This is a genomic window from Micromonospora yasonensis, assembly GCF_026013475.1.
Classification (GTDB): Bacteria; Actinomycetota; Actinomycetes; order Mycobacteriales; family Micromonosporaceae; genus Micromonospora; species Micromonospora yasonensis.
This window is the reverse complement of the sequence record NZ_JAPDPH010000037.1, coordinates 20,145-44,772: the sequence shown is the minus strand read 5'-3', so window position 1 is coordinate 44,772 and position 24,628 is coordinate 20,145. Positions and strand designations below refer to the sequence as shown.

General features: G+C 70.6%; 30 protein-coding genes. 14 read left to right on the top strand and 16 right to left on the bottom strand.

All coding sequences use genetic code 11. The annotated features are described in order from the left end of the window. From ONA70_RS11050 to ONA70_RS11015, 8 genes are all read right to left on the bottom strand, one after another. The coding region (locus ONA70_RS11050) for a FadR/GntR family transcriptional regulator (protein WP_265006284.1) at positions 1-300 on the bottom strand (300 nt) is incomplete at its 3' end. Between the two features lie 440 nt (positions 301-740). After that, a complete protein-coding gene (locus ONA70_RS11045) occupies positions 741-1,880 on the bottom strand; it encodes a trans-sulfuration enzyme family protein (protein WP_265006283.1) in 1,140 nt (379 codons plus the stop codon). Between the two features lie 97 nt (positions 1,881-1,977). Next, positions 1,978-2,643, bottom strand: coding sequence for an FMN-binding negative transcriptional regulator (locus ONA70_RS11040; RefSeq protein ID WP_265006282.1), 666 nt, complete (start codon positions 2,641-2,643; stop codon positions 1,978-1,980). Position 2,644: 1 nt separating this feature from the next. Next, entirely contained in the window at positions 2,645-3,385 is a 741-nt protein-coding gene (locus ONA70_RS11035; protein WP_265006281.1) for a B3/B4 domain-containing protein, read from the bottom strand. Further along, the gene (locus ONA70_RS11030) at positions 3,378-3,983 is read right to left on the bottom strand and encodes a helix-turn-helix domain-containing protein (RefSeq protein WP_265006280.1); all 606 of its coding nucleotides are present in this window, start codon (positions 3,981-3,983) and stop codon (positions 3,378-3,380) included. Before ONA70_RS11030 ends, ONA70_RS11035 begins: the two co-directional genes overlap by 8 nt. Positions 3,984-4,086: 103 nt before the next feature. Next, entirely contained in the window at positions 4,087-4,506 is a 420-nt protein-coding gene (locus ONA70_RS11025) for a carboxypeptidase-like regulatory domain-containing protein (RefSeq protein ID WP_265006279.1), read from the bottom strand. A 136-nt stretch (positions 4,507-4,642) separates the two neighbouring features. After that, positions 4,643-5,074: a hypothetical protein gene (locus ONA70_RS11020; RefSeq protein WP_265006278.1), complete on the bottom strand. Its 432-nt coding sequence runs from the start codon at positions 5,072-5,074 to the stop codon at positions 4,643-4,645. A gap of 65 nt (positions 5,075-5,139) precedes the next feature. Further along, positions 5,140-7,362, bottom strand: a complete 2,223-nt coding sequence (locus tag ONA70_RS11015) for a PxKF domain-containing protein (RefSeq protein ID WP_265006277.1) — start codon at positions 7,360-7,362, stop codon at positions 5,140-5,142. A 386-nt stretch (positions 7,363-7,748) separates the two neighbouring features. On the opposite strand from ONA70_RS11015, the gene ONA70_RS11010 reads away from it, so the two are divergent. From ONA70_RS11010 to ONA70_RS11000, 3 genes are read left to right on the top strand one after another with little or no spacing between them, the layout of a single operon-like run. Beyond that, entirely contained in the window at positions 7,749-8,078 is a 330-nt protein-coding gene (locus ONA70_RS11010) for an ArsR/SmtB family transcription factor (RefSeq protein ID WP_265006276.1), read from the top strand. Continuing rightward, positions 8,078-8,806, top strand: a complete 729-nt coding sequence (locus ONA70_RS11005) for a cation transporter (RefSeq protein WP_265006275.1) — start codon at positions 8,078-8,080, stop codon at positions 8,804-8,806. The genes ONA70_RS11010 and ONA70_RS11005 overlap by 1 nt, the downstream gene beginning before the upstream one ends. An 11-nt stretch (positions 8,807-8,817) precedes the next feature. Continuing rightward, complete coding sequence (locus ONA70_RS11000) at positions 8,818-9,159, top strand: DUF3703 domain-containing protein (RefSeq protein WP_265006274.1); 342 nt, start codon at positions 8,818-8,820, stop codon at positions 9,157-9,159. Between the two features lie 52 nt (positions 9,160-9,211). Here the strand turns inward: ONA70_RS11000 and ONA70_RS10995 are convergent, their stop codons facing one another. From ONA70_RS10995 to ONA70_RS10980, 4 genes are read right to left on the bottom strand one after another with little or no spacing between them, the layout of a single operon-like run. Beyond that, on the bottom strand, positions 9,212-9,547 hold the full coding sequence (locus ONA70_RS10995) for a YnfA family protein (protein ID WP_265006273.1): 336 nt from the start codon (positions 9,545-9,547) through the stop codon (positions 9,212-9,214). After that, positions 9,544-9,852 carry a hypothetical protein gene (locus tag ONA70_RS10990; protein WP_265006272.1) on the bottom strand — a complete coding sequence of 103 codons (309 nt, stop codon included), beginning with the start codon at positions 9,850-9,852 and terminating at the stop codon, positions 9,544-9,546. Before ONA70_RS10990 ends, ONA70_RS10995 begins: the two co-directional genes overlap by 4 nt. Further along, positions 9,836-10,285 carry a MerR family transcriptional regulator gene (locus ONA70_RS10985; RefSeq protein ID WP_265006271.1) on the bottom strand — a complete coding sequence of 150 codons (450 nt, stop codon included), beginning with the start codon at positions 10,283-10,285 and terminating at the stop codon, positions 9,836-9,838. The genes ONA70_RS10990 and ONA70_RS10985 overlap by 17 nt, the downstream gene beginning before the upstream one ends. Beyond that, positions 10,282-10,638: a hypothetical protein gene (locus ONA70_RS10980; RefSeq protein WP_265006270.1), complete on the bottom strand. Its 357-nt coding sequence runs from the start codon at positions 10,636-10,638 to the stop codon at positions 10,282-10,284. The genes ONA70_RS10985 and ONA70_RS10980 overlap by 4 nt, the downstream gene beginning before the upstream one ends. A 160-nt stretch (positions 10,639-10,798) precedes the next feature. Here ONA70_RS10980 and ONA70_RS10975 point away from each other — a divergent pair, with 160 nt between their 5' ends. Next, positions 10,799-11,506, top strand: coding sequence for a VOC family protein (locus tag ONA70_RS10975; protein ID WP_265006269.1), 708 nt, complete (start codon positions 10,799-10,801; stop codon positions 11,504-11,506). Positions 11,507-11,678: 172 nt separating this feature from the next. On the opposite strand, the gene ONA70_RS10970 is transcribed toward ONA70_RS10975, so the two are convergent. Together ONA70_RS10970 and ONA70_RS10965 are read right to left on the bottom strand one after the other, a co-directional pair. Then, on the bottom strand, positions 11,679-12,050 hold the full coding sequence (locus ONA70_RS10970) for an ArsR/SmtB family transcription factor (protein ID WP_265006268.1): 372 nt from the start codon (positions 12,048-12,050) through the stop codon (positions 11,679-11,681). A gap of 152 nt (positions 12,051-12,202) precedes the next feature. Beyond that, complete coding sequence (locus tag ONA70_RS10965) at positions 12,203-13,771, bottom strand: amidohydrolase (protein WP_265006267.1); 1,569 nt, start codon at positions 13,769-13,771, stop codon at positions 12,203-12,205. Between the two features lie 104 nt (positions 13,772-13,875). On the opposite strand from ONA70_RS10965, the gene ONA70_RS10960 reads away from it, so the two are divergent. Next, positions 13,876-14,055 carry a helix-turn-helix domain-containing protein gene (locus ONA70_RS10960; RefSeq protein WP_265006266.1) on the top strand — a complete coding sequence of 60 codons (180 nt, stop codon included), beginning with the start codon at positions 13,876-13,878 and terminating at the stop codon, positions 14,053-14,055. Between the two features lie 157 nt (positions 14,056-14,212). After that, on the top strand, positions 14,213-15,301 hold the full coding sequence (locus ONA70_RS10955; protein WP_265006265.1) for a CapA family protein: 1,089 nt from the start codon (positions 14,213-14,215) through the stop codon (positions 15,299-15,301). A gap of 89 nt (positions 15,302-15,390) precedes the next feature. Here the strand turns inward: ONA70_RS10955 and ONA70_RS10950 are convergent, their stop codons facing one another. Further along, a complete protein-coding gene (locus ONA70_RS10950; RefSeq protein ID WP_265006264.1) occupies positions 15,391-15,771 on the bottom strand; it encodes an ArsR/SmtB family transcription factor in 381 nt (126 codons plus the stop codon). Between the two features lie 74 nt (positions 15,772-15,845). On the opposite strand from ONA70_RS10950, the gene ONA70_RS10945 reads away from it, so the two are divergent. After that, positions 15,846-16,964 carry an IS630 family transposase gene (locus ONA70_RS10945; protein WP_319956751.1) on the top strand — a complete coding sequence of 373 codons (1,119 nt, stop codon included), beginning with the start codon at positions 15,846-15,848 and terminating at the stop codon, positions 16,962-16,964. An 18-nt stretch (positions 16,965-16,982) separates the two neighbouring features. On the opposite strand, the gene ONA70_RS10940 is transcribed toward ONA70_RS10945, so the two are convergent. Then, complete coding sequence (locus ONA70_RS10940) at positions 16,983-17,366, bottom strand: hypothetical protein (protein ID WP_265006262.1); 384 nt, start codon at positions 17,364-17,366, stop codon at positions 16,983-16,985. 548 nt (positions 17,367-17,914) lie between these two features. On the opposite strand from ONA70_RS10940, the gene ONA70_RS10935 reads away from it, so the two are divergent. From ONA70_RS10935 to ONA70_RS10905, 7 genes are read left to right on the top strand one after another with little or no spacing between them, the layout of a single operon-like run. Then, positions 17,915-18,238: an NADH-quinone oxidoreductase subunit A gene (locus tag ONA70_RS10935; protein ID WP_265006285.1), complete on the top strand. Its 324-nt coding sequence runs from the start codon at positions 17,915-17,917 to the stop codon at positions 18,236-18,238. After that, entirely contained in the window at positions 18,229-19,482 is a 1,254-nt protein-coding gene (locus ONA70_RS10930; RefSeq protein WP_265006261.1) for a hypothetical protein, read from the top strand. The genes ONA70_RS10935 and ONA70_RS10930 overlap by 10 nt, the downstream gene beginning before the upstream one ends. Beyond that, positions 19,475-20,413 (top strand): complex I subunit 1 family protein, encoded by a 939-nt coding sequence (locus ONA70_RS10925; RefSeq protein ID WP_265006260.1) that lies wholly within the window; start codon positions 19,475-19,477, stop codon positions 20,411-20,413. The genes ONA70_RS10930 and ONA70_RS10925 overlap by 8 nt, the downstream gene beginning before the upstream one ends. 3 nt (positions 20,414-20,416) lie before the next feature. Then, positions 20,417-20,980: an NADH-quinone oxidoreductase subunit J gene (locus ONA70_RS10920; RefSeq protein ID WP_265006259.1), complete on the top strand. Its 564-nt coding sequence runs from the start codon at positions 20,417-20,419 to the stop codon at positions 20,978-20,980. Continuing rightward, entirely contained in the window at positions 20,977-21,279 is a 303-nt protein-coding gene (locus ONA70_RS10915; protein WP_265006258.1) for an NADH-quinone oxidoreductase subunit NuoK, read from the top strand. Before ONA70_RS10920 ends, ONA70_RS10915 begins: the two co-directional genes overlap by 4 nt. After that, positions 21,276-23,132, top strand: a complete 1,857-nt coding sequence (locus tag ONA70_RS10910) for a proton-conducting transporter transmembrane domain-containing protein (RefSeq protein WP_265006257.1) — start codon at positions 21,276-21,278, stop codon at positions 23,130-23,132. Before ONA70_RS10915 ends, ONA70_RS10910 begins: the two co-directional genes overlap by 4 nt. 3 nt (positions 23,133-23,135) lie before the next feature. Further along, positions 23,136-24,626 carry a complex I subunit 4 family protein gene (locus tag ONA70_RS10905; protein WP_265006256.1) on the top strand — a complete coding sequence of 497 codons (1,491 nt, stop codon included), beginning with the start codon at positions 23,136-23,138 and terminating at the stop codon, positions 24,624-24,626. The last annotated feature ends 2 nt before the right edge of the window (positions 24,627-24,628 follow it).

Below are 24,628 nucleotides of genomic sequence, written 5' to 3'. Positions count from 1 at the left end.
GGCCGCCCTGATCTGGCGCCGCGATGCCGGCTCGGCGACGAAGACACCCTGACCATGTTTGACGACGAGCGCGCCTTCGGCCTCGAGGGACCGCACCGCTTCGCGTACCGACGGCCGACTCACGCGGAGGGCGGCGGCGAGTTCACGCTCGGGGGGAAGCTGGTCACCGGGCTTCAGGCGCCGCTCCTTGAGCACCCGAAGAATCTCGCCGCGGATCCGCGAGTTCAGGCCTCCCTGTCCGACGGCGTGCCAAGCGGGCCCCCCGGCACCACTCTGCACCCCTTTGTCCATGTTCGTCATGATATCCTTATCCACCGTTACACGCAGACGTACTGTGCGATAGTGTAGGGCATCCTGACGGAGGTCAGACCACTTACCGTCGGGAATGTTTCGTGGCGTTCTCGCCGCGTGCCACCCGGCGGTCAACCAAGGCTGAGTACGCAAGGCTGGGCCCGCATCACGGCGCCCACCGGTCGCACCAAGACGACACGCGCGGGCACTCAGCGTAGCAAGACAAAAAGATCGCTGCGAATCCCGAAAGACGGCTGGTGAATGGGATGCTCGTCCGGCTTCATTCGAGGTGATCGTTTCCGAGAGTTTGGCCGGGCGGCTGAGCCGCCGCGGATAGCAGCGGCCTGTGGAGGTGCTCCCAGCGATCCCGCCCACCGACCCCGTCGCCCCTATCGACCCGGATGGCCCTGGTCGTGAAACCCGGGCATACGCGTCGCTGGCACAGCCCTTCAAGCCCGCAGCGCGATGTTGTGCTCGCCGGCGGTGGCGATGTTCGCGGCTGGGAGGGCTTCGAGAAGATCGCGCCACAGGTCTTCTATGTGTTCGCAACCGACACTGAGCCGCAGCAGCCCGGGCGGTACGTGCTCCTGGCCGGGCAGCTTGGCACGTCGCTCGATGGTGCTTTCCACCCCACCGAGGCTGGTCGCCGAATGAATGATGCGGACTGCGGCGCAGACGGCATCGGCGGTGGCAGCTTCCGCCAGTTCGAAGCTCAACACTCCTCCGAAGCCGTTCATCTGCGCTGCCGCAATGTCGTGACCGGGGTGTGTGGGCAAGCCCGGGTAGCGGACCCGGGCAACGGCCGGATGTTCGGAGAGCCGACGGGCGAGCTCGGCGGCGTTGTCTTGTGACTGGACCAGCCGCACGCTCATGGTGCGGATCCCGCGCAGCGCGAGGAAACATTCGAGTGCGCCGGGGGTCGCTCCGGCGACCTCGCGTCGGCGGATCAGGAGTTCACGTTGCGCGGGTTCCTTGCAGACGGCGATGCCGAGCAGCAGGTCAGAATGGCCGCCGATGAACTTGGTCGCGCTGTGCACCACGAAGTCAGCACCGAGCGCCAGCGGGTTCTGTAGCAGCGGGGTAGCGAACGTGTTGTCGACGGCGACGGCCACACCAAGTCCACGGGCCGCCGTAGCGAGGTCACGGATATCGACCAGGTCCAACAGTGGGTTGCTGGGCGTCTCGAGCCACAGCAGGTCGGCTTCGGACAGCATGTCCTTCACCGTGTCCGGCCGTGTCATGTCGACCGTCCGCAGCTTCCAGCGCCCGATGGCGTCACCGTCCGACAGCAGTGCCCTCACGCCTGAGTAGCAGTCCACGGGCGTGACGACCGTTGCTCCTAGGGGCAGCAGATCGAGGACCGCCGCGATGGCGGCCATGCCGGAGGAGAAGAGGACGGCGGACCCATCCTCCAAGCGGCCCACGATGTCTTCCAACGCCTCCCATGCGGGAGTGCCGTCGTCCCTCGAGTACTCACGACCTGATCCCTCGATGCTCGGCGGTCCGGCCCGAAAGTTGGATGCGAGGATGACCGGCACATTCAACGGCTGGCCCGGACGATGGTCAGGGCGGCCTTCCTGGATGATCAAAGTTTGTGGGTGGGCTCGGGCCCCCTCGCGCGCCGGGGCCTGGCCGCAGCTGCCTTGTTCCCTCATAGCTTTGCCGTCCCCATTCAGTACGTCACGGTCATGGCCGGTCCCGGTGGGTCTGCCAGTCACCGACCGCGGCGAGGCGCCGCCGTTGCTGTGTCGCGGCCCCGGTGTCGAGCCCGTGGCCGCGTTGTTCGAGGTGGCCGATGACGCGTTCCCGGTGCTCGACGGGTTTGTGGTCGTCGTACTTGAACTTGGCGTCGACCCGCAGCACGGTCAGCCGGACGCCCCGGATGCCGGGCAGCATCCGCCCGTACGGCTCTGCGTCGACGGCCACGGGGGCGTGGCGGCCTTCGGGTTGGAAGTCGGCGAGTTGGGCCGCGAGGATCTCCGCCTTGCCCTGGGGGTCGTCGACCACGGTGGGTCGGCACACGAACTGCACCGTGGTGTAGTAGCTGGTCGGCACGCCGTCCTCGTCGGGCCCGCCGGCCTTGGCCCGCCAGTACGTCGGGATGTAGGAGTAGTCGCCGATCACGACCAGCCGTACCTCGGGGGCCGCCTCCAGGTGCGGCCAGACCGGGTTCGGTCGGGCCAGGTGGATGAGCAGTTCCTCGCCGGCGACGGTGAAGTGGGTGGGCAGCACCAGCGGGGCCTGGGCCGGTTCGAGGTTGTTGACCGCGAGCATGCCGAACCGCTCGGTGGATGCCAGCCAGTCCTGCCACTCGGCGCGGTCGAGCGCGGCGTCCCACGGGTGGACGAGCATGTCAGGCTCCTTCGGCGGATGCGGTCTCCGCGGTGATCAGGCGGGGGACTGCTCGGACGTCGGGTCCGAGCCGAGTCAGGTGGGCGATCAGGTCGTCGGCGGCTGCCGTCAGTGCCTCGTCGGTGATCGGGTCGAGCGCGTCGAGGATGAATAGGGCTGTGGTGGTGTCCTCGCGTAGTTGGGTGCGGCGTGCCTGGCGCCAGTTCCAGCGTCGGCAGGTCACGCCGACGTCGTCGCACCACACCACCTCACCAGGCTCGGGGTGCTCGATCATCGTGATGCCGTCGGCCGCGGTGTCGAAGGGCTCCGTGCCGGTGGCGCGGACCAGCCGCGGCGCGCCGGTGTAGCGGGTGAGGTCCTCTCCGCCGAGGGGGATCTGGTGCAGCACCGAGACGGCGTTGTAGAGGTCGGTGAGCCGGTTCACCCGGGGCAGCCCGGACGCCGTGCGACGCAGGAGCGCTTCCAGGCTGTTGCGCGTGCGTTGCGGCTTGGCGCCGAACGCCCGGTACGCCTCGCGCCAGGCTGCCACGTGGGGGAGTTGCTCCACCGGCCGGTCGCGCAGCGCCTCGCGGGCCGTGGCCTCCGCCGTCTGGAGCATCGCTTCGGTCGCCTGGTCGCTCGGGCCCGGGCGGAGCCCGTCGACGGCCAGCAGCATGGCGCGGTAGTCGGGCCGCAGCCCGAACACTGCGGCGTCGACCTGGCCGCCGGCGAGGAACTCCTGGAGCATGTCGAGGTCAGCCACCGACAACCTCCGACCGGGACCTCGACCCGACGCCCGGTTCGAAGACGGCCAGGCAGAACCGCGCTGGCTGGGTGCCCGGATTGGCGTACGAGTGCGGCACGTCGCCGGGGAACGCGACCGCGTCGCCGGTATCGAGGGTGACCGACCGGTCGGCGATCTCGACCGTGATCGTGCCCTGCTGGACCTGCACGAGTTCCCTGGTGCCCGGCGTGTGGGCGTCGCTCACGTGACGGTCTCCAGGACCCAGGGTCCAGTCCCACAGTTCGACCACATCCGGTGGTTCGGTGCCGGCCACCAACACCCCACGTCCACCGGACTCGCCGCTCCACAGGACGGCGCCATCACCCTGGCGGGTGACCTTCACCGGCTTGGGGTGCGGTGGCTCGACCAACGCCGGCAACCCGACGCCGAGCGCGTCGCTGATCCTCAGCAGAGTCCCCACGCTCGGGTTCGCGGCACCCTGCTCGACGTTGACCACCATCCGGCGACTCACCCCGGCGGCCTCCGCCAGTTGATCCAGCGTCCAGCGCCGCGACTGCCGCTCCTGCCTGACCCGCACGCCGATCGCCAATGCCAGGGCGGCGGTGCTCTCATCCATGGGTGCACCATACTGCACCGGGAGTGCACTTCAAACCGCGCGCGTCTGCCGGCGGTAACCCTGCCGTGTCCGGCATCGGCGCTCGGGCGACGTCTGTTCGCCGCTACCTGATGCCGGAGTCGAACGGCACCGTGATCGTCGTGTAGGTGCCGGGGGTGACCCGGACGCCGATCGGGGCGGCGGCGGGGTGGAGGCCGCCGGTGACGTTGCTGGGGTGCAGGACGTAGTCGCCGGGTGGCAGTGGGAGGCGGAACCGACCGTCGGGGTCGCTGGTGGCGGTGGCGACGGGAACGTTCGAGCCGGGTCGGGTCACGGCCAGTCGCGCCGGCATGGGCCGGTCCGGGCACGGGGAGTTGTCCCTGATCACGGGGCAGCCGCCATCGACCATGGTGCGCCCCTCGATGCCGGAGCCGGTCGACGCCGCGCCGGTCGGCGAGGACGTCCCGGACGAGCCGCCCGGCGCGCAGCCGATCGGCGTGATCGCTGTCAGGGCGACGGTCAGCGCGAGTAGTTGGCGGCGCATGCTGGTAGGACGGTGTTGGGAGCGTGACGGTTCCGATGGTGGGCCACCGCTGGGCGGCAACCCACCAAGGGAGCGGGGGCCAGCCGTGAATTTTTCCTCCGGATTCACCTGGGCGGCTGAGGGTATGGTGACGAGGTCAGCGGATCGTGACGGGCCGGCTTTCGGTGATCGGGCTGGCGAGGCCGGACAGGTTGACGGCTTGCACGCCGTAGACGTGGGTGCCGGTGCCCGGGTTGCGGTCGACGTAGGTGTGTTGCGCGGGTGGGGTTCGTCCGACCGGCAGCCATTGGCCGCCCGGGGTGCGCCGTAAGCATTGGTAATACGCGATGTCTTCGCCGGTGCCCGGCCAGGCCAGGCGGATCGTGGCGGCATCGGTGACGGCCGTCAGCTGTGCTGGCGCGAGTGGCGCGATTCGGGCCGCCTCCTGCGAGGTGATACCGGCAGGGCTGGATGGTGGCGGTGGAGTCGCTGCGGGAGATTCCGTGGCGGTGTTCGGCGGCGGTGTGCCTGATGCGCATGCGGCCGCGGCGACGAGTACGGCGGCTGCCAGGAGCAGTACGCGGGTCATGTCGACTGCCTCTTCGGTGTCCTGGCAGGGGCACCGTGCGTGGGCCCCTGCCAGGACGGGTTGGTCTACTTGAACTTGAAGTCGGCGGAGCGCTGGGTGCCGTCGTTGACGGTCACGGTCAGGTGGCGGCAGGTGCCCGCCCACGACTTGGCGGTCTTCCACACGTACGTGTACTGATCAGTGGCCGGGTCGTAGGTCAGTGTGGCATTCCCGGGGTTGACGGTCTGTTCGATGTCGTCGACCGGCGTGCCGGAGTCGCAGGTCACCTGCTGGGAGGCGGGTGAGCCGGCGGCGAAGATGTCCAGGCCCTGGTTGCCGCCGAGGCTGAACTTGACCGGGATGGCGCTGCCGGCCTTCGCGATGTTGACAGTGGGCGGGTTGTTGACCGGGGAGAAGAAGCCGGTGAAGGTGTACCGCGACGCCGGTGGGCTCTTCTGCTCCTCCTCCGGTGTCATGGTCTCGTTGTGGTCGGTGATCATGGGCAGGTCGGGGGTGACCCCGGCCAGGCCGATCGCGCCGCCCTTGAGCTTCAGGTTGGCCCAGTCGTTGTAGCCGTTGAGCGTTCCGTTGGCGCCGTCGTGGTTGATGTCGAACGACACGCCGGTCTCGGTGGAATTGCCGTTGCAGTTCCAGTCGATGGCGCCGCCGGCGTTGTTGACCGCGACGTAGGTTCCCGGGGTCGGGCACCAGTGCCGGGTCCCGTAACCGGGGGCGCCGATCCCCGCGGGCTCGTTCAGGCTGTTCTCGTTCAGGCTGCCCAGGGCGGAGCGGGAGTAGTCGAAAGTCCCCGCGGCCCCGCCCTTGATGACGCCGCTCATCTGGAAGCCGTAGCTCATGATGCTGAGATAGTTCGGCTTGTAGTTGGTGTCGTCACCGCCGCCGTGGTGCAGCCCGAGGTTGTGGCCAAGCTCGTGCATGAGCGTGCCGGCCTGCTCGCTGTCGCTGCCGGTACCTCCGGTGAACGAGCCAAGGCTGACGATCAGGTCGGAGGCGCCGATGCCCCGGGAGATACCCGACGAGGTGGTCGAGTCGTAGTTGTGGGCGGCGATCACATAATGGAAGATCGGCGTACGCCCGGTCGACGTGAAGTTGGCGTCCTTGAGGGCCTGGAACGCGCTCCAGTCGTAGCCGCCCCCGCCCGAGGTGCCCAGGTTGGCGACGTAGGCGAGCTGATTGGCCTTGCTCATCGACCCCCACGTCGCGTTGGTCGCGTAGTTCATGATGCTCGACGAGCCCTCGTCGATGTGCAGGTTGATGCCCACCGATCCGGTCGGGCTGACGTACGGCGAGGTCGCGAACGCGTCGACGACCGTCTTGAGGGCGGCGGCGCTCAGCTTCTGGTTGTGGGTGGCGTCGGCCATCCAGTCGATCTGCAGGAAGATGTCCGGCTTGTTCTTGTCCGCGCTCATCGCCGGCAGGTCGATGAACTGCGGCGGGAGCGGGCCGGCGCCGTCGGGGTCGATGGTGACCCCGCCCGTCTCCCACTCGTCGAGCAGCCCGTCGCCATCGCTGTCCACCCCACCGCCGGTGGCGCAGGAGCCCGGCGGGATCTCGAACGCGATCGCCCGACGCGGCTCGTACGCCTCCACCGACCACATCACCGTCTTCGGCGAGAACGTGACGCTGTCGCATTCCAGGTCCTCGTCGCGTACCCCGCCGGCACCGGTGGCGAAGTCGAACGCGGGGGCGTGGGTGCTGCGCTGCACCACCCAGACGTGGTTGCAGCCGTCGGAGCCCTGGAACAGCAGCTGGCCGCCGATGGCCAGGCCGCTGTTGTAGCAGCCGCTGCCGGACCAGCCGAAGCTGCCCAGGCTGGCGCCGGCGGTGGAGTAGTGGAAGATGGTCGTGGACGTGTCCGGGCTGATGAGCAGGCTGTCGTCCTGCGCGTCGTACGCCAGCCCGTCATCGAGCCCGTCGATGGCGCCGGCATCGGGCGCGTTGAACATCACCGCCCCGGCACCGGTCGCCGGGTCGATCAGCCGCACGTCGCCGTCGGCACCCGCGCCGCCCCAGCCGGCCCAGATCTTCTTGCGATTGCCGTCCCAGGCCAGCGCACCCAGCCCGCCTGCGACGGTGTACGAGGCGAGCACCGCCCCGGTGATCGGATCCGCTTTGTACAGGTCCGGACTGGACGCGTAGCAGCTGTACCACAGGTTCTTGCCGTCGAACGCGATACCGACGCCGATGCCGCTGGAGCACGCCTGCGCGAAATTGGTCTGTTGAACCAGGTCCCCGTTCGCGGCGAACGCCGGCAATGGCCGAGCGGCCACGCCCAAGGCGAGCACCACGATGGCGGTTACCGTTGCGTGGAGCCATCGACGCCTGAGTCTTCGGTGCATGCCACGCCCCTCCTTCACGTTTGTGCTGGTAATTCGGCGACCGGTAACGAGCCGCCGCCGGCCATCACCCTTCGCTGTTGGGAGCATCACGGAGAATCACTGAGGCCGTGATCCGACACCGGAACAAGCCGAACGTCGCGGCTCACCCACCACCGGTCGAGGGCATTGCGATGAACCATTGCCAAAGGCACCCAGTCGTCGTCGGACACGGGCTGCCGGCACATTGCGAACGGCATGCAGCCAGCGGCGGGGGCGGCTGGACCCGGCGGGGCTCTGTGGAGCGATCGGATTGATACAGCTAATGCTGAATACAGCCGGTGATGTACTCTCGCTGAGTGGAGACCTTGACGTACGGGCAGGTGCTCGCCCGGTTCGGTCATGCGCTGTCTGACCCCAACCGGGCGCGGTTGCTCCTGGCGCTGCGCGATGCTCCCGGCTATCCGGCCGAGCTGGCGGACCTGGTCGGCACGACACGCCAGAACCTGTCCAACCACCTGGCCTGCCTGCGGGGCTGCGGTCTGGTGGTGGCGGTGCCGGAGGGCCGGCGGACCCGCTACGAACTGGCCGACCCGCGAATCGCGCACGCGCTCGGCGACCTGCTGAATCTGGTCCTGACCGTCGACCCGACCGCCTGCGCCGACGCCGACGAGAAGGGCTGCTGCTGATGTCCGCCCCGTTGCTCCAGATCCAGCCCCTCCCAACTCGGCGTGCGGTGCTCGCTCGGCGAGTGCGGCTGCTGGTGGCCGCGACGATCACCTACAACGTGATCGAGGCGGTGGTGGCGATCACTGCCGGTGCCGCTGCCTCCTCTACCGCGCTGATCGGCTTCGGTCTCGATTCGGTCATCGAGGTGTCGTCGTCGGCGGCGGTGGCGTGGCAGTTCGCCGGACGTGACCCCGAGGCGCGGGAAAAGGTCGCACTGCGGATCATCGCCGTGTCGTTCTTCGCGCTGGCCGCCTACGTCACCGTCGAGTCGGTGCGCGCGTTGGCCGGCAACGGAGACGCCGAGCACTCCACCGTGGGTTTGGTCCTGGCCGGCCTGTCGCTGCTCATCATGCCCGTGCTGTCGTACGCGCAGCGGCGGGCCGGGCGGGAGTTGGGTTCCCGCTCGGCGGTGGCCGACTCCAGGCAAACGCTGCTCTGCACCTATCTATCGGCGGTGTTGCTCGTCGGGCTGGGCCTCAACAGCCTGTTCGGCTGGTCATGGGCCGATCCCCTGGCCGGGCTGGTCATCGCCGCCGTGGCCATCAAGGAAGGGCGAGAGGCATGGCGTGGCGACTCCTGCTGCGCGGTGCCCCTCACCGGCGCGAACTCACTCACCGTCGATGCCGAGGGCACCGATGCCGGCGGGTGCACGCCCGGCTGTTCCTGCTGCACGAGCGAGGCGAAGTGATCTTCCAGCGAATGCCTGAACCGGTACGCGTCGCGTTCGACGCCGAGCTGTTCACCGCTCGCACCGCGACTGATCCCGCTACCGCCTGGCGCGCAGCCGAACGCGCTCACATCCTGTCCCAGCCCTGGCCGTGGCGGCACACCGTCACCCACGCCGTGATGCTCAAACGAGCACTCCGCGAGCGCGACATGGTCGAAGCGGTGGGCCAGGTGGCCCGGCTCGCGGTGGCCGGACCAGGATCAGCCGTCAACCGCTACCCGGAAGGCAACACGGGACGGGCCCGAGTACCCCTCACCCAGCCGATGCGGGTGCCAGACGACCTGGCGAACATCCTGTCGTGCGGAGCTGAGTGACCACGTGGGGCGCACCGTGTGAGCAGGGGCCGAGGGCCGCTCCCTCGGGCAGTTAGCTGGCCCGTGGGGCGTACATGATGACGGCGACGCCGATGAGGCAGACGGCGGCGCCGATGATGTCGTAGCGGTCGGGGCGGAACTTGTCGACGACCATGCCCCAGGCGAGAGAGCCGGCGACGAAGACGCCGCCGTACGCGGCCAGGATGCGGCCGAAGTTGGCGTCGGGTTGGAAGGTGGCGACGAAGCCGTAGACCCCGAGTGCGATGACTCCGGCCGCGACCCAGAGCAGCCCCCGGTTTTCCCGCCAGCCCTGCCACACCAGCCAGGCCCCGCCGATTTCGGCGAGAGCGGCGATCGCGAACAGCAGGATCGAGCGGGCAACCGTCATGCGTCGGACCCTATCTTCACCACCTGGCGATCCTTCTGCTCACCCTGCCCGCAAAAGCAGCTTCCGCCGGCGCACCCGGTGGTGTGGCGTCGCTTGCTGGCCCACCACCAGGACAGGCCGGCGAGCACGGCCAGGGCGACGGCGAGGCCGGGCAGGAAGCGGTTGACGGCGGCCCAGCCGGCACCACCGAGGACCCCGGCAGCCAGCAGCGGCGGCAGCACGCAGGAGGCGGCGCAGGCGGCTCCGGCGAGGCCGGTCATGCCGGAGGGGGGCAGGCGGCGCAGTCGGTCAGCAGGTGTCGGCACGGTCGTTCCTTTCAGCGAGTTCAGCAAACGGCAGGGGACAGCAGGAGCTGCCGGCGCAGGCGACCAGGTCGTCACAGCCGGCCGAGATGGCGGCGCGCAGGGTGTCGCGGATGACGGCGAGGTCCGCCAACTTCTGTTCCACTTCGACGAGCTTCTCCCTGGCTCGTGCCTGGAGGCCGGTGTCAGGGCGGCCGCCGTGCTGGTGTCGGCCGGCGGCGAGCAGGTCGGCGACCTCGTTGAGGGTGAAGCCGAGGCGCTGCGCGGTCTTGATGATCCGCAGCAGCGTAACCGTGTCGGGCGGGTAGAGGCGGTGCCCGCCCGGCGACCGCTGCGGGGAGGTGAGCAGTCCGCGGCGCTCGTAGTAGCGCAGGGTTTGCAAGTTGACCCCGGCCGCGTCGGCGAGCTGGCCGCTGCGTAGTCCCGGTCCGGTCATCGCCGCACCCGGACGGACATGGCTTGCTGGGCGACGGCATCCAGCACGTCGACGTGTGCCGCCGGTACTCGAACGTCCAGCGTCAGGGAGTTCACGTCAGGTCGCGCGATGTCGAACGTGAAGAACGAGCAGCAGGATGCTTCACGGGCTGTCAGATCTCGAGCCGTCTTTTCGACCTGCTCCGCGCCGTCGAGTTGCAACCGCAGATGCTGTGCCGACAACCGGTCGGCGCCCCGGACCGCGTCCCGGAAGAATTGATCGAACTCGGCGAGCCGCAGCGGCCGTTCGGCCGTCGGCAGGGTGCACGCGTCCGGCACCCAGGAGTCATCCGGCGAGACATGGTGGTCGCTCATGGAACCACGGTAAACCTGTACCTGGGTATCAGATGCAAGCCCCGGTTCAGGGGAAGAACCCAGGCCGCCGGAGGTCGGACACGGCTCCTGCGCCACTCGCGATACGTCCGGCCCGGCTAATCGGCTTGTTGCCTTGTTGGCCCGTGTCTACCGTGTGGTGATGATCTCGCGACTGCTGACGGTGGCCTTCGATGCGCACAACCCGGCTCGCCTGGCGCAGTTCTGGGCCGGCATGCTCGGCCGGGAGGTCGTCGAGGACGCCGTTGGTGCGCTCCTGCCCGGCGAAGACGGCCAGCTCGGCCTCCGGTTCGTCCCGAGCCGCGCGGAGAAGGCGGGGCCGAACCGCCGCATGCACTTTCACCTGACCAGCGCCAGCCACGACGACCAGCAGCACACGGTGGCGACGGCGCTGGGACTCGGCGCCAGCCACCTCGACGTCGGGCAGCGCCCCGAGGAGGGGCACGTCGTCCTGGCCGACCCCGAGGGCAACGAGTTCTGCGTGATCGAGCCGGGCAACGCCTTCCTCGCCGGGTGCGGCCTGCTCGGCGAGCTCGCCTGCGACGGCACCCGGGAGGTCGGCCTCTTCTGGAGCGAGGCGCTGGGCTGGCCGCTCGTGTGGGACCAGGACCAGGAGACCGCGATCCAGTCACCGCACGGCGGCACAAAGGTGGCGTGGGGAGGCCCGCCCGTGGCCCCGAAAGAGGTGCGGAACGGGCAGCGCTTCGACCTCGCCCCGGCGGGTGGCGATCAGCAGGCGGAGGTCGACCGGCTGCTCTCCCTCGGGGCCACTCGGCTCGAGGCCGGTGCGGACGGCGCCGTCGTGCTGGCCGATCCCGACGGCAACGAGTTCTGCGTGAGAGGCAGCTGACCACAGCGCGCCGGGTTGTTGTTGCCCGGTGAGTCGGGGCGGCCTGCTGCCGGGCCGCCTCCTCGTCCGGGTCGCCGCGTTCATCCCACCACCAGCCGGACACCTCGTCACCCGGCACCACCGAACCCGCCGGCCCAGCTCACGCAGAAACGCCGGCCCTCGACAGTGCCGCTCAGCGGGCCTTCTTCGTGGCCCGCTTGCGGGGCGGGGTCAACAGGTCGGCGATCGCCGCTATCGCGGACGGCACGAGCCGGTAGTACGCCCAGACGCCCCGCTTCTCGCGCTCGAGCAGGCCGGCCTCGGTGAGGATCCGAAGGTGATGACTCACGGTCGGTTGGGAGAGACCAAGCGGCGCGGTGAGGTCGCTGACGGACGCCTCGCCCTCGGGAGCGGACTGGATCAGACTGAGCAGTCGCAGCCGGGCCGGGTCGGCGACCGCCTTCAGCACTCCCGCGAGCCGCTCGGCATCGGCACGCTTAATCGGCTCGCCGGCAAGCGGCGAGACGGCAGGCGTAGCAGTTTTTGTAGTTCCCACGTCTTCCATCGTTGCACGAACACCATCGATAGGCCGGTCGAACCACGACCTGGTCACCGGCAGTTTCCGGCAGGCGGAGTTTGTTGTCGCACCTGGCGGCCCTGTGCATCCGGCAGGGCCGCGCCAAGGGGCAGTTGGTGTCGCTGGATGATGATCTACGTTCAGGTCTGCTGCCAGCGGACTTCGCCGCCGACGACGGTCGTGATGACCTTGGTGCGCAGCACGGCGTCCGGCGACTCCCGGTAGGGGTCGGTGTCCACGGCGATGAAGTCGGCGAGTTTGCCGGGCGCGAGGATGCCCTTGCGGTCCTCCTCGCCTGCGGCGTAGGCCGCGCCCAGGGTGTGGGCGGTGACGGCCTCGGCCATGGTCAGCCGCTGCTCAGGCTGCCAGCCACCGGCGGGGGTGCCGTCGGGGCGGGTACGGGTCACCGCGGCGTACAGCGCGGCGAAGGGGTCGGGACTCTCGACGGGGGCGTCGGAGCCGAACGCCAGCGCGACGCCGGCGTTGAGCATTCCGCGCCAGGCGTAGGAGGCCAGGTCGTGGTCGGCCAGCAGGGAGTCGACCAGATCGATGTCGCTGGTGCAGTGCACCGGCTGCATCGAGGCGACGATGCCCAGCGTGGCCATCCTGGCCAGGTCGGCGGGTCGCAGGTGCTGCGTGTGCTCGATGCGGTGCCGCAGCCCCGGCGTGCGGCCGACCGCCTCGTAGGCGTCGATGACCAGGTGGTTGGCCCGGTCGCCGATGGCGTGCGTGGCGACCGCGATGCCGGCGCCCGCAGCCCTGGTGAACAGCCTGACCAGATCCTCGTACGGTGTGACCGCGATGCCCACGTTGCCGTGCTCGCCGGCGAAGGACTTGCTCATGTGGCAGCTGTGCGAGCCGAGTGCCCCGTCGCTGAAGATCTTCACGGGCCCGGTGCGGATCCAGTCGTCGCCCTGCCCGGTGCGGCGGCCCTCGGCGATGGCCGCCTCCAGGTGAACCATCGGGATCGCCTTGTGGATGCGCAGTTTCAGCTCGCCGGCGTCGCGCAGGGCGAGGTAGGCGGCTCGGCAGTCCTCGCCGTCGATGTCGTGCACGCTGGTCAGGCCGAACGCGAGCAGCTCCTCCTGCGCGGCGTGCAGCAGGTCGCGCAGGTCGGGGGAGACCATGAGGTCGCGCAGCGGGTCCGAGGCCGTCTCGCGCAGGATTCCGTTCGGCTCCCCGCTCGCGTCCCTGGCGATCTCGCCGCCAACCGGGTCGGGAGTGCTCGCGTCGATACCGGCCAGCCGCAGGGCCGCCGAGTTGGCCCACACCGTGTGGCCGTCCACGCTGGGCAGCGCGACGGGCAGCTCGGGACAGACCGAGTCCAGGGCGTACCTGTCGGGCTGTGCGGGCGGATCCCAGGTGTTGCTGTTCCACCGGCCGCCGAACAGCCAGGCGCCCGGCTGCAGCCGCGCCGCGTGCGCGGCCACCATGGAGAGGGCCTCGTCCAGGCAGCGCGCCTCGCGCAGGTCCACGGCGCCCAGGCTTTGCGCGTACTGCGCGGTGTGGATGTGGGCGTCGTAGAGCCCGGGGAGCACCGCGGCGCCCTCGAGGTCGATCAGCTCCGCTCCGTGGCCCGCGGCCTCGCGCACCTCCGCCTCCGTGCCGACGGCCAGCAGGTGCTCGCCGTCCACCGCCATGGCCATGGCCAACGGGTTGCCGCCGTCTCCGGTGTGGATGGCGGCGTTGCGGTACACGCGGATGCTCATCGGAATTGCGGCGTGGAAACCCGGCCGTTTAGGGCCGGGAGGAAACGCCGCCCCTCCCTTCTAGTGAGTGTCTTACGTGGACGGTAAGTTGTGAGGCGTGGGTGGTGAAGCGTGCGTACAAGTACCGCTTCTACCCGTCGCCTGAGCAGGCTGAGCTGTTGAACCGCACCTTCGGGTGCGTGCGTCTGGTGTACAACCGGGCACTGGAAGCGCGTACCCGCGCGTGGGCGGTGGACCGCCAGCGCAGCACGTACGGGCAGTCGTCGGCGCGCCTGCGGAGCTGACGTAAGACCCCAAGGGAAACCTCCCGGCAAGGCAGTCGGCGATGAAACAGGAAAATCTCACGGGCGACCGTGGGAATCCCGGTCCCTTCAGGGCCGGGAGGATGTCAACACAGTAAACGGCGTCATGCCTGGGCGCGTACCCCACTATCCTGTGCCGGTGATCAGCGCCAAGGTGCGGGTGGCGGTGGCGGCCGTCGTGGCCGGGACAGCAGTGGCGGGGTGCGCCACCGAAGGCCGCCCGGCGGTCGAATGGAAGCCCCCGGCCGCGATGACGTCGAGCGCCACGGCATCGCCGAGCGCTACCGGGCCGGGCGTGGCCCCGCCGGTCGAGTTGCGGCTGGCCTTCGCGGGTGACGTGCACTTCACGGGCCGTACGCTGCGTCTGCTCGACGACCCGCAGACGGCATTCGGCCGCATCGCGTCGGTGCTACGCGATGCCGACCTCACCGTGGTCAACCTCGAGACGGCGGTGACCAACCGCGGCACCCCGCAGCCCAAGCGCTTTCAGTTCCGATCGCCGGAAACCGCGTACTCGGCGCTCCGCGCGGCCGGGATCGACGCGGTGTCGGTCGCCAACAACCACACCCTCGACTACGGCCAGGTAGGGCTGCTGGACACCCTCGACGCGGCGGCGGACGCGAACTTCCCGGTGTTCGGCGCGGGACGCAACGCCGACGCGGCGTACGCACCGTGGCTGAGCACCGTGAAGGGTGTGCGGATCGCGGTGCTGGGCATGTCGCAGGTGCACGCGCTGCCCACCCAGTGGAAAGCGACGGACACCCGGCCGGGAATCGCGATGGCGTTCGACGAGGCCCGAGCCACCGCCGCCGTGCGAGCAGCGCGCAGCCAGGCCGACCTGGTGATCGTCTTCATGCACTGGGGCGTCGAGGGCAACTCCTGCCCGACAGGGGAGATGAAGACGTTCGCCGGCCGGATGGCCGCTGCCGGAGCGGACATCGTGATCGGGACCCACGCGCACACCCTGCTCGCCGACGGTTGGCTGGGGAAGACCTACGTGCACTACGGGCTCGGCAACTTCCTCTGGTACGGCGACTCGCACAGCACCGACTCCGGCGTCCTGCGGCTGACCGTGCACGGGCGGACGGTGGTGCGCAACGAGTTCCTGCCAGCGACGGTGTCGGGCACCGGGCAGCCCGTGCTCGTGTCCGGCGCGGCCCGGGAGCGGATCGAGGACAAGATCGCTGCGGCGAAGAGGTGCACCGGCCTCACGACGAAGCGGCCGTGACACCGCCACGGAGGCCTGCTCCAGTGCCGGATCTGGCCAGTGCCCTCGGCGGCCCGGCGGCCGGCTGCGGCTGAGCGCCGGGCACGGGCTCATTCGTGGTCGGCCGCCCCGGTCAGCTGGTGGTCCGCCGCCCACAGCACCTCGGCGACCATTCGGCGGACGTGTCCGCCGCGGGCCGAGTACACCGCCCGGCGGCCGTCCCGGCGTACGGTGACCAGACCGGCCAGCCGCAGTTTGCCGAGGTGCTGGGAGACCGCCGGCCGGGACGCCCCGAGTTCGGCGGTGAGGCTCGCGACGTCGTACTCCGCCCCGGCCAGGTGCCACAGGATCCGCAGCCGGGTGGGGTCGGCCAGCATCCGCAACGCGATCACCACCGTCTCCACCTGCCGAGGGCTGGGCGGCTCACGCCCGACGTCCGGCAGGTGGGTGGCGTTGTCAGGTGCGTACATGAGCGCTAGTGCCGTGACCACGAACGTTCACGGTGTTGGCTGACACGCCGTCTGGCCTGTCGGCCTTGCGAGGTCGCGGCGGTCAGGCTATGGCGGTGGCAGATCTTGTACGCGTGCGGCGGCTGAGTGATCAGGAAGGTCAGCAGCTGCTCAGAATCACCCGCCGGGGAACCGGTTCACCGATCCGACTACGTCGGGCGATGGTCGTGCTCGCCTCGGCTGGCGGGAACACGGTGCCGGCGATCGCCCGTCTCGTTCAGGCCGATGAGGACACGATCCGGCAGGTCATCCACCGGTTCAACGAGATGGGGATGGCCAGCCTGGACCCTCAGTGGGCGGGTGGCCGTCCCCGCCAGATCAGTAGCGACGAGGAGCAGTTCATCGTCGAGACGGCCAACACCCGCCCCGAGAAGCTGGGGCGGCCGTTCACCCGGTGGAGCGTCCGCAAGCTCGCCGACCACCTGCGCGTTCATTCCGCTCGCCGGGTCCGGGTGGGGCGGGAACGGCTGCGGCAGATCCTGCACCGGCATCGGATCACCTTCCAGCGGACCAAGACGTGGAAGGAGTCCACCGACCCGCACCGCGACACCAAACTCGCCCGCATCGAGTACGTCAGCGCCCACTTCCCGCAGCGGGTGTTCGCCTTCGACGAGTTCGGACCCCTCGTGATCCGCCCCCAGGCCGGCACCGGGTGGGCACCCGCGGGCCATCCGCACCGGCTGCCCGCGAACTACCACAAGCTGCACGGCGTCCGGCAGTTCCACGGCTGCTACTCAGTCGGCGACGATCAACTCTGGGGCGTCGTGCGGCGGTGTAAGAGCGCCGCGAACACCCTGGCCGCGCTCAAGTCGATCCGCGCCGCGAGGCCGGACGGGGCACCGATCTACGTGATCCTGGACAACCTGTCCGCGCACAAGGGCTCGAAGATCCGGGCATGGGCGGCCCGGAACAAGGTCGAGCTCTGCTTCACCCCGACCTACGCCTCCTGGGCCAACCCGATCGAGGCCCAGTTCGGACCGCTGCGCACCTTCGTCATCGCCGGCTCGAATCACCCGAACCACCCGGCGCTGGCTCGGAAACTGCAGGCCTACCTGCGCTGGCGCAACGCCAACGCCCGCCACCCCGAGGTCCTGGCCGCCCAACGTCGAGAACGCGCCCGCATCCGCAGCGAACGCCAACGACGATGGGGCCAACCCGCCACCCGCGCAGCCTGACCCGTCAACGTCGCTCGGTTACGGCAGTAGCCCGAGACGTCCCGGCCGATGCAGCCAGGGTGCAACCCTGGGCGCCGCAGCGATAAGGCCGACCGCGAGCACCGTGATGATCGCTTGCCCGATCCGGCCGAGCGTGATCCCAGGAGCGGCGTCCAGCACGTAGTTGGCATACCCGTTCGCCACCGCGTCGCTGGCGAGCAGGACGCAGCCGAGCAACAGCCCTTCAAGCCGACGTAGCGCCAGCAGCAGCGCCGCGAGCGGGTCGAACACGGTCAGCGAGGTGAAGTACCACATCAGCCAGAGGGGGATGGACGGGCTTGGACCACCCGGCCGGACCCTGAGCAGGTCGCCCAGGTGAACCATCCCGCCATACGCGAAGACACAGACGGCGGCGATCACCACAACCCGAACCCACCTGGGCACGCCGGCCCACCGCCGGAACGATGTCCGTGTCGCCGCCAATGACCCCTCCTCGCTCGAGCAGTGGCCCGCTCGCGCCGACACTCGATGCTAACGCGGCGTCCCAAGGACGTTTGCCTCGACGGCTCCAGGCGACGACCAGCGGCATTGAGCCATGCCCGGATGGCCGCCGCCTGACCTCGCCGTGACCACTGGCAACGTTTGTGGTCACGGCACTAGAGTGCCGATCCCGGCGCCGCCAGTTCCGGCGGACGTCCGGTGGTGCGCCAGATCCTGGTGATGGTCGGTGCCGTCGCCGGTGTGCGAGCCAATCATGTGCAGCAAGGCCGGCTGCCGAAGGCGCGCGCCATCGCTTCTCCGCCGACGGCTCGTTGTTTTGAGCGACGCCATCCGCGGGCGGCAGCCCTTCACGCGACGGACGCCGTAGCGTGCGGCGCCACGAATGACCGCGACGGCACAGCTCTGGGGCAGCCGAACAGACCCGACACGACAGCGCGGACAGGAGCGGAATGTACGCAGGGGCAGCGAGCATGGCCGTGGTGGCCGCGCTCATCGTCGCCGGCCTGTACCTGGCCCACCGCGCTGCGGCGATCGCTTCCGCTCCGCTGGAAACCCTGCCGTTCCAGTCCGGGTGGCGGCCCGAGGAGCACGCGCTGTCGCGCTACCACGTGCGGTGGTACCTCGCCACGCTGCTCTTCCTCGCCTTCGACGTGGAGATGCTGTTCATGTACCCGTGGGCGGTGGTCGTCGCCCGGCTCGGGGCCGCCGCGATCGTGGAGATGTTCGTCTTTCTCGGCGGGGCGTTCGTAGCGGTGCTCTGGGCCTGGCGGGAAGGCGCGCTGCGATGGGCCTGACCGACGTGTTGGGCCATGCCGCCGTCCGGCACGCTCATGTGCTGGTCGCGGAGGTACCGGGGCATTGGGTGACCCGGGCCGCGGTCGAGCGTCACGTCCTTGCCCGGGGATGGCGGCTGGCCCGGTCCCCGGCGGACGCGGACATCCTGGCCGTCTGCGGCCCGCCCGGCCCGCACCTGACGCAACCGCTGGCGCAGCTGTGGGAGCAACTGCCCGGCCCGCGGGCCCGCATCGAGATCGACTCCCCGCAAGCGGTTCTTCCCGCCCTCGACACGGCCAGGGCAGACCTGCTCGACACGGCACGGCAGCGTGCCGACAGCCGTAACCGGTCAGGGGATCACGCCGGGGCGCACGACGCCCACGGCGACGTCGGCGACCGCGGGCCGCCGCGCGGCAGCGGTGAGCACGCCGCAGGCGGCGGCATGGAGCGCGGCGATCACGCCCACGCGGGGCATGGCGACCACGGCCAAGGGCCGTCTGCCGGACGCGCGGGCCACGATGGCACGGAGCACGCCGGCCACGGCGGCATGGGGCACGGGCATGGGGGCATGGACATGGCCCCCGGCGGCATCCCGCTCGCCGCGGGCGGCGAGGACCGCGACGACCTGGAGATGGATCTGCTGCACCTTCGGCTCGGCCCTGTCCTGGTGTACTGGCCGGCCGGCCTCGTCCTGCGGTGCACCCTCCAAGGCGACGTGATCGTCGACGCGCAGGCCGACCTCCTCGTCGCCGACGACCCTTACCTCACCGCGGCAGAGTCGCCGCCGGCCCCGGACGACCCTCGCCAGTTCGCCGCTCGACGGTGCGACAACGCCCTCAGCCTGCTGGGGCTCGCCGGCTGGGACGATGCCGTCTCCCGCGCCCGCCGTATCCGTGACGCCCTGCTGTTCACCGAGGACCTCGACGGGCCTGCGGGGGAGCTCCACAGGCTCCGCCGCAGGGTAGACCGGTCGTGGTCGCTGCGGTGGTCGTTGCGCCGGATCGGGCCGCTGGAGGCGCACGAACTCGCCCGCCGCGGCCTGCCGGACACCCTGGCGGGCGACGTTTACGACCGGCTGCTCGCCATGCTCGACCATGCCGCGGACAGCATCGCCGGTCAGCACCCCATCTGCCGGCCGCCCGGTACACCCGTCGAAGCAATCCCCGATCTCGTGCGGGGGTGGGATCTTGCCACCGCCCGGCTCATCATCGCCAGTCTCGACCTCGACCCGCCCGCCGCCGACCGGGAGGTGAGCCGTGCCTGACCCTACGGTCACCGTGGTTCCCGGCGGGTGGGCGCTGGCGGCCGCCGGGCTGCTCGGACTGCTGGCGGTCGCCGCCGCCGCTCTCGACGGGTTCCTGACCGCCCGGGCAGCCGGCTCCGCGTCATCCGGGTGGAGCCACCCGTACGGGGAGGCGGCCCGGCTGATGCGGCAGCGGCGCCGGACCACGGCCGCGGCGGACCGCCTGTTGTGGCGGACCGGCGGGGCAGGGCTGCTGCTGATGGCACTGATGATCATCACGGTCGTGCCGCTCGGACGGTGGACATTGTTCGACCTCGACGTCGGGGTCGTGTGGTTCAACGCCATGGACGTGCTGGCGTGGGCGTTCGTGTGGCTGACCGGCTGGGGCGGCAACTCGACGCACTCCCTGGTCGGCGGATACCGGTTCCTCGCCCACGGGCTGGCCTACGAGCTGCCGTTGATGTTCGCGCTGGTGGCACCTGCGGTCGGCGCGTCGAGCCTGAACCTCGGGGCGATCGCCGCCGCCCAGCAGGGCCTGTGGTTCGTGGTCTGGATGCCGGTGGCTTTCCTTGTCTATTGCCTGGGGGTCCTGGCGATCGCGGTCTGGGGGCCGTTCTCCCCGGCCCTCGGCGCCGACGTGGCCGGCGGTGTGACCGCCGAGTTGTCCGGGGTCGACCGGCTGCTGTTCAAAGGAGGCCGGTACGCGCTGCTCGCCGCCGGGGCGGGCTTCGCGGTGCCGGCGTTCCTCGGCGGGGGCGCCGGCCCGCTGCTTCCGGCCTGGGCGTGGATGCTGATCAAGACGCTCGCCCTGCTGGCCGTGTTCGTGTGGCTGCGCCGCCGCCTGCCCGCGGCGCGGCCGGATGTGTTCATGGAGGTCGGTTGGGTGGTGCTGCTTCCCGCGGTGCTGCTACAGGACCTGATCGTCGCGGTCATCGCCACAGGAAGGGGCTGACCGATGCTCACACACGTCGTGTTCTGGGCCCTGGCCGTCATCGCCGTCCTCGCCGGCGCCGCCGTGTTCATCGTCGACTCGATGGCCCGGGCCAGCTACGCCCTCGCCGTGTCCTTCGTCGCCGTCGGCCTGCAGGTGCTGCTGATGCAGCAGAACTACGTCGGTGTGGTGACGATCCTGATGATGGTCATGGAGATGGCCGTCATGGCCGTCTACATGGTCATGTTCATGGGCATGAATCCGGCGCTGATGCCGATGAGCATGGTCCACGACAACCGCCATGCCCTGGCGGTGTCGATCGGTGTGTTCGTGCTGCTGGCCGCCGGGGTGCTGCTCGTGCCGTGGCCCACCCGACGCGGCGGCCCGCCCGTTGACGTCACCGCGGCGTTGGGGGAGGAGCTGATGGGCCCGAAGATGTTGGTCATGACCGGCGTCGGCGCGGTCATGGCGGCCACCATCGTCGCCGGCGTCGTGCTGGCGGCCCACCGCAGCCGCTACGACCGGTTCGGCGACGACCTGCGCCGGCGACCGGCCGACGACCCGCAGCCGGGAGGGGTCGGCCGATGACCCTGCGGACCGTGCTGCTCGCGGCGTCGGCGCTGTTCAGCGTCGGCCTCTACGGCGCGCTGTCCCAGCAGGTGGTGGTCATGGTGATGATGGGGCTGGAGCTGATGCTCAACGGCCTCATCCTGGCCGCCGCCGCCTTCTGGTGGTTCCTCGCCCCGGACCCGTCCGGGCAGGTGCTGCTGCTGATCATCATCGTGGCGATGACCGTCGAGATGGCCATGGGCTTCGCCGTGGCCACCCACCTGCACCGGGTGCGGCGCACCGACATGACCGACATGGCCGCGGACCTGTCCCGTTGAGCCAGTTCGCGCAGGCCGCGCTGTGGTCACTGGTGGCGCTCCCCGCGGCGGCGGGCGCCCTGCTGGCCACGATTCGGCGGGCGGAACGGGTCGCCGCGCCGGTCTCGCTCACCGTCGCCGCGGCCTCGGTGGTCGCATCGGCGGTGGTTGCGGTGGCCCGGCCCAGCGTGGCGGTGCCGTTCATGGCCGCCGTCGACTTCGCGCTGACCGTGGACGGGCTCGCCGCGCTGCTCGCGCTGATGCTCACGGTGGTGACCCTGCTGGTGCTGGCCGCCGCGGCAGGGGAGATTCGCCGCTCGCGGGCACGCTTCCACGGTCTGATGCTGCTGTTCGCCGCCTCCGCCGCGCTCACCGTCACCGCGGCGACCCTGCCCACGTTGCTGTTCGCGTGGGAGATCATGGGCGCCGCCTCGTACGCGCTGATCGGGTTCGGGTGGCGGGACGCCGACCGGGTGTCGGCCGGCCTGACCGCGTTCGTCACCACCCGCGCGGCCGATCTGGGCCTGTACGTCGCCGCGGGAGCCGCGCTGGCCGGCGGTGCGGGTCTGGCCCTGGCCGACCTGCCCCACAGCAGTCCCGGATGGCGGCACGTCATCGCCGCCGGGATCCTCGTCGCCGCGCTCGGCAAGGCCGCGCAGCTGCCGTTCTCGTTCTGGCTGTCCCGGGCGATGGCCGGCCCGAGCCCGGTCAGCGCGCTCCTGCACTCCGCGGCGATGGTGGCCATGGGCGGCTACCTGCTGCTACGGGTGCAGCCCCTGCTCGTCGCCACCGGCTGGGCCGCTCCGCTGGCCATGTGGGCCGGTGCCCTGACAGCGCTGCTGCTGGGCACGGTGGCGGTCGCCCAGCGGGACATCAAGCAGCTCCTGGCGGCCTCCACCTGCGCCCAGCTCGGGTTCGTGGTGATGGCCGCCGGCACCGGCGCCGTGGCCGGCGGTGCCGCCCAGCTGATCGCGCACGCCGCCACCAAGGCGCTGCTGTTCCTGGCGGCAGGGGCGTGGCTGACCGCGTTGGGCACCACCCGGCTCGCCGACCTGCACGGGGTCGTCGGGCGGTGGCGGCTGGTCGGCTGGTCCGCCGCCGCCGGAGCGCTGGCCCTGGCCGGGATCCCGCCGCTGTCGCTGTGGGCGACCAAGGACGCGGTCCTGGCCCGGGTCCTGGAACAGTCGCCGTGGCTGTACGCGGTCGGTCTGGCAGCTTCGGCGCTGTCGGCCGCGTACGCGGGCAAGCTGCTGGTCGTCATCTGGCGGCCACTACCCCCAAGCGGGCGCCGCAACGTCGACGCCCACCGCGACCACCCGGGGGCGGGGCAGGTGCGCTTCCTGCAGCAGGCGCCGCTGGTGGTCCTCGCGGTGGGCGCCGCGTACGCCGGGCTGTTGGCCCTCCCGCCGGCCGGCGCCATGGTCGCCCGGGCGGTCGGGCAGCCCGGCATGTTCCACGCCACGCCGGTCGAGCTCGCGGTGTCGGGGGCGCTCGCCCTGGCCGTCGTCCTGCTGGTCGCCCGCCGTCCGCCTCCCGAGCCGAAGTGGGCGCTGCGGTGGCTCGGGCTGGAAGCCGCCGCGCAAACGCTGGTCGTCCGCCCAACCCTGCGCTGCGCGCAGGCGCTGGCCCGCTTCGACGACCAGGTCCTCGACCGCGGTATCGAGCTCGCCGCGGCCAGGTCGCTGCGCCTGGCCCAGCACGCCGGACGCACCGACGACCGGGGGCTCGACGCCGCCGTCGACCGGGTCGCCGCCGCGGCACGGCGGCTGGGACGGCTCGCCCGCCGGCCGCAGACCGGACAGCTGCACCAGTACTACCTGCAGGCCATCGTGGTGTTCGTCGTCGCCGTCGTCGTCCTCATCGTCTGGGGATAGCCCTTGCTCAGTCTGATCGTCTTTCTGCCGCTGGCCGCCGCAGTGGCGCTGGCCGCCGCGCCGCGCCTCAGCGACACCGTGGCGCGCTGGACGTGGGTCGCCGTGGCGGCCCTTGATCTCGGACTGATCGCCGTGCTGTGGGCGCGCTACCACACGCCGCCGCCCGGCGAGCTGGCCTTCGCCGAGCGGGCGACCTGGATTCCCGGCGTGAACAGCAGCTACCACATCGGGGTGGACGGGTTCTCGCTGCCGCTGGTGGCGATGACCGCAGTGATCTATCTGGCCTGCGCGGTGTACGCGCTGCGCGAACGGCACCGCCCCCGAGCGCATGCCGCGCTGTTCCTGTTCCTGCAGAGCGTCAGCCTCGGCTTGTTCGTCGCCGCCGACCTGATCCTGTTCTTCGTCTTCTTCGACCTGTCCATCGTCGGCATGTACTTCGTCATCGCCGGGTGGGGCCACGGCAACCGCGCACACTCGGCGCTGAAGTTCTTCCTCTACACCTTCCTCGGCTCCCTGGCGCTGCTGGTCGGCTTCATCGGCCTGTACGTCGCCGCCACCCCGCACACCTTCGACATGCCACAACTCACCGCCACGCCACCGCTGCAAGGCCGGCCGCTCGCCGGCGGACTGGTCCTCGCGGCGATCCTGCTCGGCCTGGCCGTGAAGACACCGGCCGTGCCGTTTCACACCTGGCTGCCGCCCGCGCACACCGACGCACCCGCCGTCGGCTCTGCGGTCCTCGCGGGGGTGCTGCTGAAGATGGGCACCTACGGCTTCGTCCGCATCGCCATGCCGATGCTGCCGCAGGCCTGGCGGGCCTGGGCCTGGGCGGTGATCGCCGTCGGCGTCGTGTCGGTGATCTACGGTGCGCTCGTGGCGCTGGCCCAGTCCAACGTCAAACGCATGATCGCCTACACGTCGGTCAACCACATGGGCTACATCGTCCTCGCCGTCGGCGTCGCCGGCCTGGTCGCCGCCGACACCGCACAGGCCCGCGGCGTGGCCGTCGCCGGCGCGGTCACGCAGATGGTCAGCCACGGCCTGATCACCGGCGCCCTGTTCCTGCTCGCCGGCGTCCTCCGGGACCGCGCCGGCACGTACGACGTGCACGACTTCGGCGGGCTCGCCTCACCCGCACCGGCGTTCGCGGCGCTGTTCGCCGTGGGAGCGTTCGCCTCCCTCGGCCTGCCCGCCTTCTCCGGCTTCGTCGCCGAGTTCCAGATCTTCACCGGCAGCATCGCCGCCGCACCCGTCACCGCCGTCGCGGTGCTCGGCATCCTGATCACGGCGGCGCTGTTCCTGCGCGCGCTGCAACAGGTCTTCACCGGTGACACCGCCGGCGCGTCGATCGGGTTCACCGACCTGCGTGCCGGCGAACTGTGGTCGATCGGGCCGCTGCTGCTGCTGTCCGTGCTGATCGGGGTCCTGCCGCGTCCACTGCTCGACGTCATCGAACCCGCCGCACACGCCGTCGTCGGCCTGCTTCGGCGGTGACC